We start from the raw sequence: 16,560 nt of genomic DNA, 5'->3' as shown, positions 1-16,560 counted from the left end.
TTATGCCGATTGCGCAACTGATCAGCCCTCAAGCACTGGACGCCCGCAAGGAGCAGCCAGGGCTGGTGATTCTCGATTGTCGTTTTGCCCTCGAAGACCCGGACTACGGGCAGCGCAGTTACGCCGAAGGGCACATTGCCGGGGCGAGCTTCGCCGATCTTGAGCGCGATCTCAGCGGCAAAGTGGTCAAAGGCGTTACCGGGCGCCATCCGCTGCCTGAGCCGGCGGCGTTGCTCGAGCGCCTGCAAGCGTGGGGCGTCAATGCCGACAGCGACGTGGTTTTGTACGACGACGGCCCCGGCGCTTATGCGGCGCGGGCGTGGTGGTTGCTGGCGTGGCTGGGCAAGCGCGACGGCGTATTCATCCTCGATGGCGGGCTGAAGGCGTGGCATGCGGCGGGCCTGCCGCTAAGCCTTGATCCGCCGACGATCACGCGCGGCACCTTCACCGGGCAAGCCAACATGGGCCTTTTGCTTAGTGCCGAACAATTGCAACAACGCCTCGGCCAGCCGGCCCTGACCCTGCTCGATGCCCGTGCGTTGCCGCGTTTCAAAGGTGAAGTCGAGCCGATCGACCCGATTGCCGGGCACATTCCCGGCGCGCAGTGTGCGGCGTTTACCGACAACCTCGGCAGCGATGGACGCTTCCTGCCGGCGGATCAGCTCAAACTGCGCTTTGCCGCGAAGCTGGGCAATCGCTCACCAGCGGATCTGGTGGCGTATTGCGGCTCCGGCGTGACGGCGTGTCACAACCTGTTTGCATTGTGTCTGGCGGGGTATCCGCTGGGTTCGCTGTACGCCGGTTCGTGGAGCGAGTGGATCAACGAACCGTCACGCGGTATCGCTACTGGCGAGTAAGTGCGTTCAAGGGGCTAACCGGGCACTTCGATATGCCGCCGGCCCCACGCCGTAAACCTGTTTGAATTGTCGACTCAGATGGCTCTGGTCGGCGAACCCCAACTGCATCGCGACTTCCACGGGCAGGCAGCCACTCTGTAACAACCCGCGGGCCGTGGCGATGCGTTGTTGCATCAGCCACGTATGCGGCGGCATACCGGTGGCCTGACGGAATACCCGGGCGAAGTGGAAGGGCGACAGGTTGACTGCCGCCGCCAGTTCTTCCAGCGAAGGAGGGGCCGCCAGTTGCGCGTGCAGCAATTCCTTGGCCAGCAGCACCGCACGGTGTTCCTTGCCCGGTTTGCCGTTGACTTGCACTGCCGCGTGTCGTTGCAACAGCAGCATCATCATCTCGCGCCACACGGTTTGCTGTTGCAGTGCAGTGGCCGGGCTTTCCAGCAAGCGGTGCAACTGACAGAAACCGTTGACCAGATCCGGGTCGCGGTACAGCGTCGCGCCAAAGGCTGGCATTGGCGCGGTGGGCAATTCCAGTTCGTCCAGCAGCGCCATGATTTTGCCGGTGTCGGGATAAAACGCCCGGTACAGCCAACCGTCGTCCGTGCCTTTGTGGCCGGTGTGCAATTCGTCCGGGTTGATCAGTACCAGAGTGCCGCTGCCGGCCAGGTGTTCGGCGCCGCGATAGCGGTAACGCTGGGCGCCGGCCATGATCATGCCGATCACGTAGCCGTCGTGTACATGAGGGGCGAAGCGTTGATCGATGTAGCGCGCCGAGAGCAGTTCGACCCCGGCCAGCGGCGCGGTTTGCCAGAAACGGATCGACTCGCCCTGATCGCTCATGGACTTACTCACGCCCCACGGCGGTCAGCCATTGAGGAATTCGCCGTTCGAGGTAATACCCCGGATGGCGCAGGTTGCCGTCGACGAATCCGACGTGACCGCCCCTGGCCTGCAGTTCGAAAGCCGTGGACGCCGACAGCTCGCTAGCCTGCGGCAAGCTGTGCGGGAACACGAACGGATCGTCCGCCGCCTGAATGATCAGGGTCGGCGTGCGGATCTCGCCGAGAAAGTAGCGACTCGACGCGCGGCGATAATAGTCCTCGGCATCGTTGAAACCGTGCAGCGGCGCGGTGACCCGGCCGTCAAAATCCCAGAACGTGCGCATGTTTTCCAGCGAACCGAGCGCTGCCAGCGCGGCGACACCGTCCTCACGACCGTCGTGTTGAAACTGACGCTGCTTGTTCTTGATGTACGCGACCATTTCGCGCATGAAGTGCGCCTGATAGACCTTCGAGAAACCCTGGCCGATACGGTCGGCGCATTGATCGAGCCGAAACGGTACCGACACCGCGACGGCGCCGAGCACGCCGCTGGCACTGCCGGTTTCCCCCAGATGTTTGAGTAGTACGTTGCCGCCCAGGGAATAACCGACGGCATACAACGGTGCCAACGGCCGTTTGGCGCGCAAGTGTCTGATGGTTTCGGCGAGGTCTTCGCTGGCCCCGGAGTGATAGCTGCGCGGCAACAGGTTCGGCTCGCCCGAGCAGCCGCGCCAGTTCAGCGCGACACTGGCCCAGCCTTGCGCGGCCAGCGCTTTCTGGATGCCAGCGACATAGGGTGAATTGGAGGAGCCGGTCAGCCCGTGCAATACCAGCACCAACGGCGCTTCGGCACTGTGCGGGCCGTGCCAGTCGAGGTCGAGAAAGTCGCCGTCCTCAAGCCACAGGCGCTCGCGCTCACGCTCGATGTGCACGGTTTTGCGCCACAGCGGCCCCCACAACGTTTGCAGGTGTGGATTGCCGAGGCCGAAGGCGGGGGAGAAGCGTTCTGACGAAAGGGACACGATGATTCTCGATGCAGCGCGGCGGGCCTCATTAGAGGCGCGCCGCTTGTTCAGGCCGGTCGGTTAACCGGCGATCTCTGCCGTACGTTGCCACAACGCGTAGTAAACCCGTCCGGATTTCTGCTCGCGGTGCAGGCGCCAGTTGCCCGGCAGGCCGAGGATCGATGGCGCGGTTTCGCTTTCAGTGTAGATCCACGCATCGGCAGCCAGCCACTGACGCTCCTCGAGCAGGGTGCACACCGCTGGCAACAGGTTCTGATTGAACGGCGGATCGAGGAACACCAGGTCGAACGCACTCGCGGTCTGGGTTTCCAGATAACGCAGGGCGTCGGCGGTCTGTACCTGACCGTTGGTGCAACGCAGAGTGCCGAGGTGTTCTTTCAGGCTGGATACCGCGACGTTGCTGGCGTCCAGCGCCTGACCCATGGCCGCGCCACGGGACAGCGCTTCGAGAAACAGCGCGCCACTGCCAGCGAACGGGTCAAGCACCTTGGCGCCTTCGACATACGGCGCGAGCCAGTTGAACAGGGTTTCACGCACACGATCCGGCGTCGGGCGCAGGCCCGGCGCGTCGGGGAAGCTCAGTTTGCGGCTGCGCCATTCGCCGCCAATGATGCGCAGCTGGTTCACGCCGTTGTGCACGTTGTGTGCAGGTTTTTTCGGTGCTCGAGTAGCCATTAATGCTCCGGAACCCCGAGCGGTTGCTCGGCAGGTTTATCAGATGGGGCCGGTAACGGCTTTTGCGGCACGGTCGGGCCAGCGCTGACGATGACCATTTTGTCCGTGCTCAAGTGTTTGTTCAGGGCATCGCGGACTTGTTCCACGGTCAGGCTCTGCGACTGACGCATGAAGTCGTCGAGATAACTCAGTGGCAGATTATAGAAGCCCATCGCACCCAATTGGCCGACGATATCGGCATTGCTCGCGGTGGACAGTGGGAAGCTGCCGGCCAGTTCGCGCTTGGCGTCGTCGAGTTCTTTCTGGGTCGGGCCGGTCTTCAGGTAGTCGGCGAGTACGTCTTGCACCAGTTTCAGCGTGCCTTCGCTCATTTCCGCGCGGGTCTGCAGATTGATCATGAACGGGCCGCGAGCCTGCATCGGGCTGAAACCCGAGTACACGCCGTAAGTCAGGCCACGTTTCTCGCGCACTTCACTCATCAGGCGCGTGCCGAAACCACCGCCACCGAGGATCTGGTTGCCCATCGACAGCGCGGCATAATCCGGGTCGTCACGGTCAATGCCCAATTGCGCGAGCATCAGATTGGTCTGTTTCGACGGGAATTCGATGTGGCCGATGCTGGCTTTCGGTTCCTGCGGCTGGGCGATCTTCGCCAGCGCCGGGCCTTTGGGCAGTGCAGCGGAAACCTGATTGGCAATCGTCTCGGCTTCTGCGCGAGACAGGTCGCCGACCAGCGCGATCACCACGTTGCCGGCTGCGTAAGCCTTGGCGTGGAATTCACGCAACTGCGCGAGGGTGATCTTCGGGGCACTTTGCGCGTTACCGTCGCTGGAATGCGCGTACGGGTGATCGCCATACAGACGCTTCATCAGCTCAAGGGTGGCGAGTTTGCCAGGGTTCTGTTTCTGGTATTCGAAACCGGCAAGCATCTGGTTCTTGATGCGCGCGAAAGAGTCCGCCGGGAAGGTCGGTTTGCCGACCACTTCCGAGAACAGCTTCAACGCCGGTTCACGTTTGTCGGCAGCACTCAGGCTGCGCAGCGAAGCCAGCGCCATGTCCTTGAAAGCACCGTTGCCGAAGTCGGCGCCGAGGCCTTCGAAGCCTTGAGCAATCGCACCGACATCTTTGCCGGCAACGCCTTCGTTGAGCATCGCGTTAGTCAGCACCGCCAGACCCGAGGCGCTGCCGTCCTGGCTGCTGCCGGCGGCGAAGATCAGGCGCATGTCGAACATCGGCAGTTCATGGGCCTCGACGAACAGCACCTTGGCGCCTTCGGCGGTGGTCCAGGTCTGCACATCAAGCTTGCGGCTGGCCGGGGCCTTGCCGTCGAGTTCGGCCAGCGATTGCAGCTTCTGCTGGGTTTTGGCGTTATCCAGCGCTTCGCTGGCCTTGCTGTCAGTGCCTGGCATCAGATAGAACGCGGCAGAGCCGATCACCGCGATGGCGATCAGGCCGAGCAGCAGGCGTGGGGATTTGCGCTCACTCATGAGTCGTCTCCAGTGGCAGGACGTGGGCGACGCTGAGACGTTCGCGGGTGAAATACAGCTTGGCGGCGTTCTGGATGTCTTGCGGGGTGACGCTTTCCAGATCGGCGAGTTCGGTGTCCATCAGTTTCCACGACAGACCGACGGTCTCGAGCTGGCCGATGGCAGTGGCCTGGCTGGTGATCGAGTCACGTTCGAAGACCAGACCGGCGATCACTTGCGCACGCACACGCTCCAGTTCTTCGGCGGACGGCGCGGTGGTTTTCAGCTGTTCGAGCAGTTTCCACAGACCGGCCTCGGCTTGGGCCATGGTCTTTTTCTTCTGCGTATTCGGCGTGGCCGACAAGGTGAACAGGCTGTCGCCCCGGGTGTAGGCGTCGTAGTTCGACGAACCGCCGGAGACCAGTTCTTCACCGCGCTCCAGTTGCGTCGGGATACGACCGCTGTAACCGCCATCCAGCAAGGCCGAGATCAGGCGCAAGGCGTTGACCGAACGCTTGTCTTCAGCCGTGGCGATGCTGGGCACGTTGAAGCCGAGCATCAGGCTGGGCAGTTGCGTTTGTACATGCAGGGTGATCTGGCGCTCGCCGGGTTCGGCCAGCTCCAGCGGTTTCTTTGCGGGTGGCACGTCGCGCTTGGCAATCGGGCCGAAATAGCGCTGGGCGAGGGTCTTCACTTCGTCGGGGGTAACGTCGCCGACCACCACCAGCGTGGCGTTGTTCGGCACGTACCAGGATTGGTACCAGTGGCGCAGCTCTTCGACCTTCATGCGGTCGAGGTCAGCCATCCAGCCGATGGTCGGCGTGTGGTAGCCGCTGGCCGGGTAGGCCATGGCCTTGTAACGCTCGTAAGCCTTGGACATCGGCTTGTCATCGGTGCGCAGGCGGCGCTCTTCCTTGATGACTTCGATTTCCTTGGCGAACTCGTCGGCCGGCAGGCGCAGGTTGGCCATGCGGTCGGCTTCCAGCTCAAAAGCCACGCCCAGACGGTCGCGCGCCAGCACCTGGTAATAGGCGGTGAAGTCATCGCTGGTGAACGCATTCTCTTCGGCGCCGAGGTCGCGCAGGATCAGCGAGGCTTCGCCGGGGCCGACTTTTTCGCTGCCCTTGAACATCATGTGCTCAAGTGCGTGGGACAGACCGGTCTGGCCCGGGGTTTCGTAGCTGGAACCGACCTTGTACCAGACCTGCGACACTACCACCGGCGCGCGATGGTCTTCGCGCACGACAACTTTCAGACCGTTGTCGAGGGTGAATTCGTGAGTCGGTTGCGGGTCGGCCGCCAGGGCCGACAGGGGCAGGCAGACTGTGCTGAGTAGCAGGCCTGCGGCGCGGCGGGCTAGAGCATTCATTCGTTTTTTAACCTGTTGGGCTGCCCGCTTGGTCTTAGCGTCGGCGGGCGAGAGGGTGCTAGGATACTGATCCGTTTTACTGGCGGCCACGCCTATCAAGCCACTGATCGGTAGATAGATTGTATGGGTTCCCGGCAGAAGCTTTGAGTTTGTCAGCTAAACTCTGCGTTTTCGCCGAAGATGCCGTTCCAGTCCTTCGTATTAATCGACCTTTGGGGTGCCGCTGGCGCCTCGACAAAATGTTGCGCGTGAACAAGCTGGATGAAACACAGTCTGTTCTGCATCGAATATTTATTTGCCGGGGCGCCCTTATGGCGCGTCGCTACCGTGAGATAGCCGTCCTCCATGTTTGGTTCCAACGACGACAAGAAGACCCCAGCTGCGGCTGGCGAGAAGAAAAGCCTGTTCGGATGGCTGCGTAAAAAACCGCAGGAACCCGTCGTCGAACAGCCACCTGCGAATGCCGAGCCCGTTGCGGCGCCTGCTCCGGTAATAGAAGAAGCGCCGGATCCGATTGTTCTGCCGATTGCCGAGCCGGTGTTGCAACCGGTTGAGCCTGAAAGCGAGCCAGCAACGCCAGTGGCGGCTGAACTGCCGCTGACGCCGGCGGCCGAGCCGTGGCTGACCTTGCCGGTAGCGGAAGAGCCGGTGGCGTTGGTTGAAGATGCTGCGCCACACGTCACGCCAGTGATTCCAGCGCCTGTGGTTGAGCCGATTGTCGAACCTGCGCCGGTTGTTGAGGCCGTTGCTCCGGTGTTTGTTGCCCCGGTTGCTCCTGTCGTTCAACAGCCCGAGCCTGCACCTGCACCTGCACCTGCACCTGCACCTGCACCTGCACCTGCACCTGTTGCCGCTGCGCCAGTTCTACCGGTTGAAGTGGTGGCTGAAACCCCGGTAGAAGCCCCGCGCACCGAAGAAGCCAAAGCCGGCTTCTTCGCCCGCCTCAAGCAAGGTCTGTCGAAAACCAGCGCGAGCATCGGCGAAGGCATGGCCAGCCTGTTTCTCGGCCGCAAAACCATCGACGATGATCTGCTCGATGACCTCGAAACCCGTCTGCTGACCGCCGACGTGGGCGTCGAAGCCACTACGCAGATTATCCAGCGCCTGACTCAGAAGGTTGCGCGCAAAGAACTGGCTGACGCTGACGCGCTGTACAAATCCTTGCAGGCTGAACTCGCCGCGATGCTCAAACCGGTCGAGCAGCCGCTGAAAGTCGCCTCGCAGAACAAGCCATTCGTGATTCTGGTGGTCGGCGTCAACGGCGCCGGCAAAACCACCACCATCGGCAAACTGGCGAAGAAGCTGCAACTGGAAGGCAAGAAAGTCATGCTCGCCGCCGGTGACACCTTCCGTGCCGCCGCCGTGGAGCAATTGCAGGTCTGGGGCGAGCGCAACAAGATTCCGGTAATCGCCCAGCACACCGGTGCCGACTCGGCTTCGGTGATCTTCGACGCCGTGCAGGCCGCCAAGGCCCGTGGCATCGACGTGCTGATCGCCGACACCGCCGGTCGTCTGCACACCAAAGATAACCTGATGGAAGAACTGAAAAAGGTTCGCCGGGTGATCGGCAAGCTCGACGCCGATGCGCCGCACGAAGTGCTGCTGGTGCTCGACGCCGGTACTGGCCAGAACGCCATCAACCAGGCCAAGCAATTCAACCAGACCGTCGAACTGACCGGTCTGGCGCTGACCAAGCTCGACGGCACCGCCAAGGGCGGGGTGATTTTCGCCCTGGCCAAGCAGTTTGGCCTGCCGATTCGCTACATCGGCGTCGGTGAAGGCATCGACGATTTGCGTACCTTTGAAGCAGAACCCTTTGTCCAGGCACTGTTTGCCGAGCGGGAGCGTTCATGATTCGTTTCGAACAGGTCGGTAAACGCTACCCGAACGGTCACGTCGGCTTGCATGAGCTGAGCTTTCGAGTCCGTCGTGGCGAGTTCTTGTTTGTGACCGGCCACTCCGGTGCCGGTAAATCCACTTTGTTGCGCCTGCTGCTGGCGATGGAGCGTCCGACCAGCGGCAAGCTGCTGCTCGCCGGGCAGGACCTGAGCACCATCAGTAACGCGCAGATTCCGTACCTGCGCCGGCAGATCGGCGTGGTGTTCCAGAATCACCAGTTGCTGTTCGATCGCACGGTGTTCAACAACGTCGCACTGCCGTTGCAGATTCTCGGGCTGTCCAAGGCTGAAATCGCCAAGCGTGTCGATTCGGCACTGGAGCGCGTGGCGCTGTCGGACAAGACCGATCTGTACCCGGGCGACCTGTCCACCGGTCAGCAACAACGCGTCGGCATTGCCCGCGCTATCGTTCACCGCCCGGCCTTGCTGCTGGCGGACGAACCGACCGGTAACCTCGACCCGCGTCTGGCGGCCGAAATCATGGGCGTGTTCGAAGACATCAACCGTCTGGGTACCAGCGTGTTGATCGCCAGTCACGACCTGGCGCTGATCGCGCGCATGCGTCACCGCATGCTGACCCTGCAGCGTGGCCGATTGATTGGCGACGGGGAGGCCGGGGTATGAGTGCGACCCGCAGTCCCAAGGTTTCCGAGCGCGTGGCCCCGAAAGCCGCCGATCCGCAGCCGCCAAAAAAGAAAAAACACGACGAAGATGACGGCCCGGATTTCGCTACGCTGTTCCGCGCCTGGATCGAAAGCCATCGCGCCAGCCTGCTCGACAGCCTGCGCCGCCTCGGCAAGCAGCCGATCGGCAGTTTCTTCACCTGCATGGTGATGGCGGTTGCCCTGAGTCTGCCGATGGGGTTGTCGCTGCTGCTGAGCAACGTCGAGCGTCTGGGTGGATCGTGGCAGCGTGCGGCGCAGATTTCGCTGTACCTGCAACTCGATGCAAGCCCGGAGCAGGGCGAGTCGTTGCGCGAGCAGATCAAAGGCATGCCCGGCGTAGCGGATGCCGAATATGTTGGCCGCGATCAGGCGCTGGAAGAATTCCAGCAGCAGAGCGGACTGGGCGAAGCCCTGCGTGAGCTGCCTGAGAACCCGCTGCCGGGCGTGGTGCTGGTCACCCCGAACGAAGTCGACAAGCCGACGCTGGAAGCATTAAGACAAAAACTTTCCGAGCTGCCCAAGGTACAACAGGCGCAACTTGATCTAGTCTGGGTCGAGCGTCTGGCCGCCATCCTCAAGCTTGGCGATCGTTTTGTCTTCGGTCTGACCGTGCTGCTGGTTTCTGCATTACTTTTGGTGATAGGCAATACCATTCGTCTTCATATTGAAAACCGCCGCACAGAGATAGAAGTGATTAAACTCGTCGGCGGCACTGACAGCTATGTGCGACGTCCCTTTCTGTACATGGGCGCGTTGTATGGCTTTGGTGCAGGGCTGTTGTCCTGGGGTGTGTTGGCGTTCGGCCTGAACTGGCTGAACGACGCAGTGGTTGGATTGGCCGGCTTGTACGGCAGTGATTTCGCGCTGGCCGGAGTGCCAGTTGCCGACGGTCTGTCGCTCTTGCTTGGCGCGGTACTGTTGGGTTATATCGGTGCATGGATTGCAGTCGCACGTCATCTCAGGGAGCTGGCGCCGAAGTAGAATCTTTTTTGCGCGTGATTGACCTTACGGTTTTAAAGGGAACTTCTACTTGAGTTCCCGGTCAATTTTTCGCAGTGCTGAAAGGCACGAGTATGTAAGTCGGAGGTTTTTTCGCATGACCAATTCTTTGCAACCTGCGTACGCGTTGGTTCCGGGTGCGAACCTGGAAGCCTATGTGCACACCGTGAACAGCATTCCATTGCTGACGCCGGAGCAGGAGCGTGAACTGGCCGAGAGTCTCTACTATGAGCAGGATTTGGGGGCGGCTCGGCAGATGGTGCTCGCCCACCTGCGTTTTGTCGTACACATTGCCCGTAGCTATTCCGGCTACGGTCTGGCTCAGGCTGACCTGATCCAGGAAGGTAACGTCGGTCTGATGAAGGCGGTCAAACGCTTCAACCCGGAAATGGGTGTGCGTCTGGTGTCGTTCGCCGTGCACTGGATCAAGGCGGAAATTCACGAGTTCATCCTGCGCAACTGGCGCATTGTGAAGGTCGCGACTACCAAGGCCCAGCGCAAGCTGTTCTTCAACCTGCGCAGTCAGAAGAAGCGTCTGGCCTGGCTGAACAACGAGGAAGTCCACCGTGTGGCGGAAAGCCTCGGCGTCGAGCCACGTGAAGTGCGCGAGATGGAAAGTCGCCTGACCGGTCACGACATGGCCTTCGACCCGGCTGCGGAAGCGGACGACGACAGTGCCTTCCAGTCGCCGGCCAACTATCTGGAAGACCACCGGTACGATCCGGCGCGTCAACTGGAAGATGCCGACTGGAGCGACAACTCCAACAGCAACCTGCACGAAGCACTGGAAGTGCTGGACGAACGCAGCCGTGACATCCTCTACCAGCGTTGGCTGGCAGAAGAAAAAGCCACGCTGCACGACCTGGCACAGAAGTACAACGTGTCGGCCGAGCGGATCCGTCAGCTCGAGAAGAGCGCGATGAACAAGCTCAAGTTGTCGATTGCCGCATAAATGGTGAGCAGGCAATAAAAAACGCCCCGATCAGTGATGATCGGGGCGTTTTTGTTTGGGACTGCGATTACGCGCAATTATTGCGCCCAAGGCGCCCGCCGCGAATCATTCAGCCCCAGCAGATAACTCGTTCCACCCAACTGGCTCATTTGCTGTCGAATCCACCCGGCCCGGCGCGACACATAAGCCGTCGGATGACTGGCGCTCCACACTCGTGGGTTGGGCAATACCGCTGCCAGATAACTGGCCTGCTGCCGGGACAGTGACTTGGCGCTCACGCCAAAGTGATGGCGGGCGGCAGCTTCTGCGCCAAACACACCGTCATCCCACTCGACGCTGTTCAGGTACACCTCAAGAATCCGCTGCTTGGGCCAGAAGACTTCGATCAGCGCGGTGAACCATGCCTCCAGACCTTTGCGCAGATAACTGCGGCCGGACCACAGAAACAGGTTCTTCGACACCTGCTGGCTCAGCGTACTGGCGCCACGGATCGAGCCGCCCAGTTCGTTGTGCGCCAGCGCAGCCTGGATCGCGCCGAAATCAAAACCCCAATGCTCGGGAAACTTCTGATCTTCGCCGGCCATGACCGCCACTTTGAGGTCATCGGAGATCTCGTCCCACGGTTTCCACGTGCGCTGCAGGTCGATTGGTTCGCCGTCGACCCAGGATTCAATCTTGCGTTCGACCATCAGTGCCGTTCCTGGCGGGGGCACAAACCTGAACAGCAAGACCAGCAATACGCTGCCACCCGCGAACCAGAGCAGGGCCTTCGTGAGGCGACGAAAAATTGAACGCAGCATAGAGATGGCTTGGCCGAACCGGTGGAGCGGGCCATTATACAGACCCTGCCGATTGCGTCTGACTGGAGTTCTTCATGCTGCGTGGCTTTTTGATGCTGGCCGCTTTCTTCGGTTTTACCGGTGTTGCCTTGGGCGCGTTTGCCGCCCACGGCCTGAAAAACCGTCTCACGCCCGAGTATCTGGCGATTTTCCACACCGGCGTCACCTATCAGTTGGTGCACACACTGGCGCTGTTCGGCGTCGCATTGCTCGCCACGCAGATTCAGGGGCGACTGGTGACCTGGGCTGGCGTTTCATTCTCCGTCGGCATCCTGCTGTTCTCCGGCAGCCTTTACTTGCTGACCACCACCGGTATCAGCAAGCTCGGCATCATCACCCCGTTCGGTGGTCTGGCGTTTCTGATCGGCTGGCTATGCCTGGGGCTCGCCGCCTGGCGCTTGCAGCTAACCGCTTGACGCTTGGTGCTGACCTTTAGGTCATGATCGGGCTAGAATGCCAGCCCCTAAAAATGATGGCGGCGTTACGCATGCGCATTCAGTTGAACGGCGAATCCCTTGAACTGCCCGACGGTGAAACCGTTGCGGCCCTGCTGACCCGTCTGGAACTGACCGGACGCCGGGTAGCGGTCGAACTCAATCTGGATATAGTCCCGCGCAGCCAGCATGCCGACACCACCCTGAACGACGGCGACAACGTCGAAGTCGTGCACGCCATCGGCGGCGGCTAGTCGCCCGGCTGCAAGGGCACAGAATTCTGCAAGACCCTCACCCCTCAAGAGGATTCCCCATGAGCATCGTTCGTAGCGACAAGCCTTTCGTTCTGGCCGGTCGTACTTACCAGTCGCGTTTGCTGGTCGGTACCGGCAAGTACCGTGACATGGAAGAAACCCGTCAGGCCATCGAAGCCTCGGGTGCCGAGATCGTCACCTTCGCCGTGCGCCGTACCAACCTTGGCCAGATCGAAGGCGAACCGAACCTGCTCGACGTGCTGTCGCCGGATCGCTACACCTTCCTGCCGAACACCGCCGGTTGCTACGACGCCATCGAAGCCGTGCGCACCTGCCGTCTGGCCCGTGAGCTGCTCGACGGCCACAACCTGGTGAAGCTGGAAGTGCTGGCCGACCAGAAAACCCTTTTCCCCAACGTGATCGAAACCCTCAAGGCCGCCGAAACGCTGGTCAAGGAAGGCTTCGACGTGATGGTTTACACCAGTGATGACCCGATCATCGCCCGGCAACTGGCGGAAATCGGCTGCATCGCGGTCATGCCGCTGGCCGGTCTGATCGGTTCCGGTCTGGGCATCTGCAATCCGTACAACCTGCAGATCATCCTCGAAGAAGCGAAAATCCCGGTGCTGGTGGACGCTGGTGTCGGTACCGCTTCCGACGCCACCATTGCCATGGAACTGGGCTGTGACGCGGTGCTGATGAACTCGGCCATCGCCCACGCCGGTAACCCGGTGATGATGGCGCAAGCCATGCAACACGCGATCGTCGCGGGCCGTCTGGCCTACCTCGCCGGCCGCATGCCGAAAAAACTCTATGCCAGCGCCTCTTCGCCGCTGGATGGTCTGATCAAGTAAGAGCCATTGATGACTGAATCGAACGACACGCCTATCCAGACGGAAGAGGGCGACGAGCGCCAACACCGCCGCATCAAGAGTTTCGTGATGCGCGCCGGGCGCATGACCGAAGGCCAGCAACGCGGTCTGGATCAGGGCGCGCCGCTGTACGTGCTGCCGCTGGCCGATGCGCCGGTGGATTACGACCAGGTTTTCGGCCGTTCGGCACCGCGCTCGCTGGAGATCGGTTTCGGCATGGGTCACTCGCTGCTGGAAATGGCCGCGGCGGCGCCGGATCAGGATTTCATCGGCGTTGAAGTTCACCGTCCGGGTGTCGGCGCGCTGCTCAATGGCGTGCTGACTCAGGGCCTGACCAACCTGCGGGTCTACGATTGCGACGCGATCGAAGTGCTCAACCGCTGCATCGCCGACAACAGCCTCGACCGCCTGATGCTTTTCTTCCCGGATCCGTGGCACAAGAGCCGTCACCACAAGCGTCGTATCGTTCAGGCTTCATTCGCCGAACTGGTGCGCAGCAAGTTGAAGGTTGGCGGCATTCTGCACATGGCCACCGACTGGGAACCGTACGCCGAATACATGCTGGAAGTGATGAACGTCGCCCCGGGCTACCGTAACCTCGCCGAAGACGGCAAGTGCGTTCCGCGTCCGGCGGAACGCCCGATCACCAAGTTCGAACGCCGCGGCGAACGTCTTGGGCATGGCGTATGGGATCTGAAGTTCGAGAAACTCGCTTAAGCACACGCAAAACCCAATGTGGGAGCGGGCTTGCTCGCGAAGGCGTCGGATCAGTCAACATCAACGTTGCATGATCTCTAGCTTTCGCGAGCAAGCCCGCTCCCACAGTTGTTTTTTGGGGTGGCCGAAAGATCAGCGGCGATCCGCGACCACGCCAATCAGCACCAGCACCACCACCAGCACCGGCGCCAGGCTGTAGTTGTTGAACTGGCTCAGCCCCTTGATCACCCACGGCGTGGCGTAGATCAACGCAGCGCCGCTGCCGACCAGGCACAGCAGGGCCATCAGTGGCACGCGCAAGGCGCCGGCGATACTGCCCAAGCGTTGTTCGACCCAGCCTTTGAAGTCAGCGCCGAACAGCACCAGCAGGCAGCCCACCAGGGCTAATGCGATTTCCGAGAGGTTGCTGCGGCTCCAGCGGGAGACGGTGGCGAGCAGGTCGAGTATCAAATCCATGCGGTTTCCTTAAGAGCGGGTCAGCTCAGAAATTTCTGCAGCAAGTCGTTGAGGAACAGCTGTCCGCGCTCGGTGGCCGCCAGACGTGACGGTTCGACCTGCAACAGACCGCTTTGTTCGGCCTCGCGCCGGCCTTCGGCAAGGGTGTCCAGCGACAGGCCGGTGCGCTCCGGATACAGGCGCGATTCCACGCCCGCCGTCAGGCGCAAAGCGTTCATCAGGAATTCGAACGGCATCTCGTCGTTGGTCAGCGATTTTTCGCCGGCCTGGAAGCTTTTCGCCGGATTCAGATAGTCCTTCGGCAGTCGCGTCTTCCACGTACGCACGATGCGTCCGTCCGGATGGCTGAGTTTGCCGTGGGCACCGGCGCCGATGCCGATGAAGTCGCCGAAACTCCAATAATTGAGGTTATGCCGCGCCGGGCGTCCAGCCTGGGCATACGCCGATACTTCGTACTGCGCGTAACCGTGTTCGGCCAGCAGCGCTTGCCCGGCCTCTTGAATGTCCCACAGCGTGTCGTCTTCCGGCAGTACCGGCGGCTGGTTCCAGAACACCGTGTTCGGCTCCAGCGTCAGTTGGTACCAGGAAATGTGCGTCGGCTTCAGTTCGATGGCCTGGCGCAAATCGCTCAAGGCGTCATCCAGCGACTGATCCGGCAAGCCGTGCATCAAGTCGAGGTTGAAGTTATCGAACCCCGCCTGACGGGCCATGCCCGCTGCGCGCACCGCTTCGTCGCCGTTGTGGATGCGTCCGAGGGCTTTAAGCTTTTCCTGCTGAAAGCTCTGGATGCCGATCGACAGGCGATTGATCCCCAGTTTGCGGTAGGCGACGAACTTCTCTTGCTCGAACGTACCGGGATTCGCTTCCAGGGTGATCTCGATGTCGTGAGCGAACGGAATGCGCTGCTCGACGCCTTTGAGCAAACGCCCGAGGGCTTCGGCGCTGAACAGGCTTGGCGTGCCGCCACCGAAGAAGATCGAGCTGATTTCGCGGCCGTAAACCGCGTGCAGATCCGCATCGAGGTCGGCCAGCAGCGCGTCGACGTATTCTTCTTCCGGCAGGACAGGGCTGGCAGTGTGCGAGTTGAAGTCGCAATACGGGCATTTACGCACACACCACGGGATGTGGATGTACAGCGCCAGGGGCGGCAGTGTCGGCAACGGCGCCCGACGCGAGACGGCGGCGCCGCCGATAATCAGCGACGACGCGGAGGAACTATCGGTCATTTCAAGCCCAGACGCTGGCGCAGCAGATCCATTGCACGGGCGCGGTGGCTGATCTGGTTTTTGTCGGCCGGGCTCAGCTCGGCGCTGGACACGTCGCGCTCCGGCACCCAGAACAGTGGGTCATAACCGAAGCCATGCTCGCCACTGGCAGCAGTCAGAATTCGTCCGTGCCAAAGGCCTTCGCAGAGGATTGGCAATGGATCGTCAGCGTGACGCACCAGCGCCAATACGCAGACGAACTGCGCGCCGCGCTCGGCTTCAGGCACATCTTTCAGTGCATCGAGCAGCTTGGCGTTGTTCGCTGCATCGCCCTTGCCGTCGGCATAACGTGCCGAATAGATGCCTGGCGCACCGCCGAGGAAGTCCACCGCCAGACCGGAATCGTCGGCCAACGCCGGCAGCCCGGAAATGCGTGCGGCATTGCGCGCCTTGAGGATCGCGTTCTCGACGAACGACAGGCCGGTTTCTTCCGGCTCGACCTTGCTCCATTCGCCAATCGAGCGAAGTTGCACCGAGTCGCCAAGCATGGCCTGGAGTTCTTTGAGTTTGCCGGCGTTATGGCTGGCCAGTACGAGCTGCTTGAGGTTCATCATTCGCCGGGAAAGAGTTCTTGGTTGAAATTGATGGTGTTGATCTTGTCACCGTTCTGCACCTTGATTTCGAAGGTGCGGGTTTCCTGCTGCTCCACCGGGTACTGGGCGATGTAATAGATCGCACCCTGTTCGGTGATCTGGCGGAAATGCAGCGGCACGCTCTGGCTGGTCAGGTCTTTGACCGTGCCGGTGACGCTGACGATCAACGGTTTACCGTCCTTGATCACCGAGACATTGATCACGCCTTGATTCTTGCTGCGGATCAGCTCGGCAGCCTTGGCAATGTCCGGTTGCAGGTACGTGGAGTTGAAGGTGTTGTAGTGCACCGTCACGTCGCCGAAGGTTTCCTGACGCTCGCCCTTGATGACGTCGGCCGCCAGGGCGCTGGCGCTCAGGCAGGCAGTCAATAACAACAACGCTAAACGACCCATGATCGTGCTCCTCG

20 protein-coding genes are annotated in these 16,560 nt (G+C 61.3%); 9 read left to right on the top strand and 11 right to left on the bottom strand.

Annotation, left to right across the window (positions count from 1 at the left end; all coding sequences use genetic code 11):
- Positions 1–2: 2 nt before the first annotated feature.
- Complete coding sequence (locus F2P67_RS15945) at positions 3–857, top strand: sulfurtransferase (protein ID WP_166221547.1); 855 nt, start codon at positions 3–5, stop codon at positions 855–857.
- 6 nt (positions 858–863) lie between these two features.
- On the opposite strand, the gene F2P67_RS15940 is transcribed toward F2P67_RS15945, so the two are convergent.
- The 6 genes from F2P67_RS15940 to F2P67_RS15915 form a co-directional block, all read right to left on the bottom strand.
- Complete coding sequence (locus F2P67_RS15940) at positions 864–1,694, bottom strand: AraC family transcriptional regulator (RefSeq protein WP_166221546.1); 831 nt, start codon at positions 1,692–1,694, stop codon at positions 864–866.
- A gap of 4 nt (positions 1,695–1,698) precedes the next feature.
- Complete coding sequence (locus tag F2P67_RS15935) at positions 1,699–2,697, bottom strand: hydrolase (protein ID WP_166221544.1); 999 nt, start codon at positions 2,695–2,697, stop codon at positions 1,699–1,701.
- Positions 2,698–2,760: 63 nt separating this feature from the next.
- Entirely contained in the window at positions 2,761–3,375 is a 615-nt protein-coding gene (rsmD, locus tag F2P67_RS15930; protein ID WP_166221542.1) for a 16S rRNA (guanine(966)-N(2))-methyltransferase RsmD, read from the bottom strand.
- Positions 3,375–4,862: a M16 family metallopeptidase gene (locus F2P67_RS15925; RefSeq protein ID WP_166221540.1), complete on the bottom strand. Its 1,488-nt coding sequence runs from the start codon at positions 4,860–4,862 to the stop codon at positions 3,375–3,377. Before F2P67_RS15925 ends, rsmD begins: the two co-directional genes overlap by 1 nt.
- Positions 4,855–6,210 carry a M16 family metallopeptidase gene (locus tag F2P67_RS15920; protein WP_008077830.1) on the bottom strand — a complete coding sequence of 452 codons (1,356 nt, stop codon included), beginning with the start codon at positions 6,208–6,210 and terminating at the stop codon, positions 4,855–4,857. Before F2P67_RS15920 ends, F2P67_RS15925 begins: the two co-directional genes overlap by 8 nt.
- Positions 6,211–6,362: 152 nt before the next feature.
- Positions 6,363–6,557 (bottom strand): hypothetical protein, encoded by a 195-nt coding sequence (locus tag F2P67_RS15915; RefSeq protein ID WP_166221538.1) that lies wholly within the window; start codon positions 6,555–6,557, stop codon positions 6,363–6,365.
- On the opposite strand from F2P67_RS15915, the gene ftsY reads away from it, so the two are divergent.
- The 4 genes from ftsY (at position 6,556) to rpoH (ending at position 10,724) form a co-directional block, all read left to right on the top strand.
- A complete protein-coding gene (gene ftsY / locus F2P67_RS15910; RefSeq protein ID WP_166221536.1) occupies positions 6,556–8,064 on the top strand; it encodes a signal recognition particle-docking protein FtsY in 1,509 nt (502 codons plus the stop codon). The two genes, F2P67_RS15915 and ftsY, sit on opposite strands and share 2 nt — an antisense overlap.
- The gene (gene ftsE, locus F2P67_RS15905) at positions 8,061–8,732 is read left to right on the top strand and encodes a cell division ATP-binding protein FtsE (protein ID WP_166221534.1); all 672 of its coding nucleotides are present in this window, start codon (positions 8,061–8,063) and stop codon (positions 8,730–8,732) included. The genes ftsY and ftsE overlap by 4 nt, the downstream gene beginning before the upstream one ends.
- Positions 8,729–9,754, top strand: coding sequence for a permease-like cell division protein FtsX (ftsX, locus tag F2P67_RS15900; RefSeq protein WP_166221532.1), 1,026 nt, complete (start codon positions 8,729–8,731; stop codon positions 9,752–9,754). The genes ftsE and ftsX overlap by 4 nt, the downstream gene beginning before the upstream one ends.
- 115 nt (positions 9,755–9,869) lie before the next feature.
- The gene (rpoH, locus tag F2P67_RS15895) at positions 9,870–10,724 is read left to right on the top strand and encodes an RNA polymerase sigma factor RpoH (protein ID WP_007913617.1); all 855 of its coding nucleotides are present in this window, start codon (positions 9,870–9,872) and stop codon (positions 10,722–10,724) included.
- Between the two features lie 77 nt (positions 10,725–10,801).
- Here rpoH and mtgA read toward each other — a convergent pair whose 3' ends face one another.
- Positions 10,802–11,524, bottom strand: a complete 723-nt coding sequence (mtgA, locus tag F2P67_RS15890) for a monofunctional biosynthetic peptidoglycan transglycosylase (protein ID WP_166221530.1) — start codon at positions 11,522–11,524, stop codon at positions 10,802–10,804.
- Between the two features lie 74 nt (positions 11,525–11,598).
- On the opposite strand from mtgA, the gene F2P67_RS15885 reads away from it, so the two are divergent.
- The 4 genes from F2P67_RS15885 (at position 11,599) to trmB (ending at position 13,840) form a co-directional block, all read left to right on the top strand.
- Positions 11,599–11,979, top strand: a complete 381-nt coding sequence (locus tag F2P67_RS15885) for a DUF423 domain-containing protein (RefSeq protein WP_166221528.1) — start codon at positions 11,599–11,601, stop codon at positions 11,977–11,979.
- Between the two features lie 71 nt (positions 11,980–12,050).
- A complete protein-coding gene (gene thiS, locus F2P67_RS15880; RefSeq protein WP_165557463.1) occupies positions 12,051–12,251 on the top strand; it encodes a sulfur carrier protein ThiS in 201 nt (66 codons plus the stop codon).
- A gap of 59 nt (positions 12,252–12,310) precedes the next feature.
- Positions 12,311–13,105, top strand: a complete 795-nt coding sequence (locus F2P67_RS15875; protein ID WP_166221526.1) for a thiazole synthase — start codon at positions 12,311–12,313, stop codon at positions 13,103–13,105.
- A gap of 9 nt (positions 13,106–13,114) precedes the next feature.
- On the top strand, positions 13,115–13,840 hold the full coding sequence (gene trmB, locus F2P67_RS15870) for a tRNA (guanosine(46)-N7)-methyltransferase TrmB (RefSeq protein ID WP_110718034.1): 726 nt from the start codon (positions 13,115–13,117) through the stop codon (positions 13,838–13,840).
- A 132-nt stretch (positions 13,841–13,972) separates the two neighbouring features.
- On the opposite strand, the gene F2P67_RS15865 is transcribed toward trmB, so the two are convergent.
- From F2P67_RS15865 to F2P67_RS15850, 4 genes are read right to left on the bottom strand one after another with little or no spacing between them, the layout of a single operon-like run.
- Positions 13,973–14,296, bottom strand: coding sequence for a DUF3392 domain-containing protein (locus tag F2P67_RS15865; RefSeq protein WP_166221524.1), 324 nt, complete (start codon positions 14,294–14,296; stop codon positions 13,973–13,975).
- Between the two features lie 20 nt (positions 14,297–14,316).
- On the bottom strand, positions 14,317–15,522 hold the full coding sequence (gene hemW / locus F2P67_RS15860; RefSeq protein ID WP_246226511.1) for a radical SAM family heme chaperone HemW: 1,206 nt from the start codon (positions 15,520–15,522) through the stop codon (positions 14,317–14,319).
- Entirely contained in the window at positions 15,519–16,115 is a 597-nt protein-coding gene (rdgB, locus tag F2P67_RS15855; RefSeq protein WP_095186987.1) for an RdgB/HAM1 family non-canonical purine NTP pyrophosphatase, read from the bottom strand. The genes hemW and rdgB overlap by 4 nt, the downstream gene beginning before the upstream one ends.
- Entirely contained in the window at positions 16,112–16,546 is a 435-nt protein-coding gene (locus F2P67_RS15850) for a DUF4426 domain-containing protein (protein WP_166221522.1), read from the bottom strand. Before F2P67_RS15850 ends, rdgB begins: the two co-directional genes overlap by 4 nt.
- Positions 16,547–16,560 lie beyond the last annotated feature (14 nt).

Source organism: Pseudomonas atagonensis, assembly GCF_011369485.1.
Lineage (GTDB): Bacteria > Pseudomonadota > Gammaproteobacteria > Pseudomonadales > Pseudomonadaceae > Aquipseudomonas > Aquipseudomonas atagonensis.
Note: the sequence above shows the minus strand (reverse complement) of the source record. Positions and strands in the feature narration are given on the sequence as shown.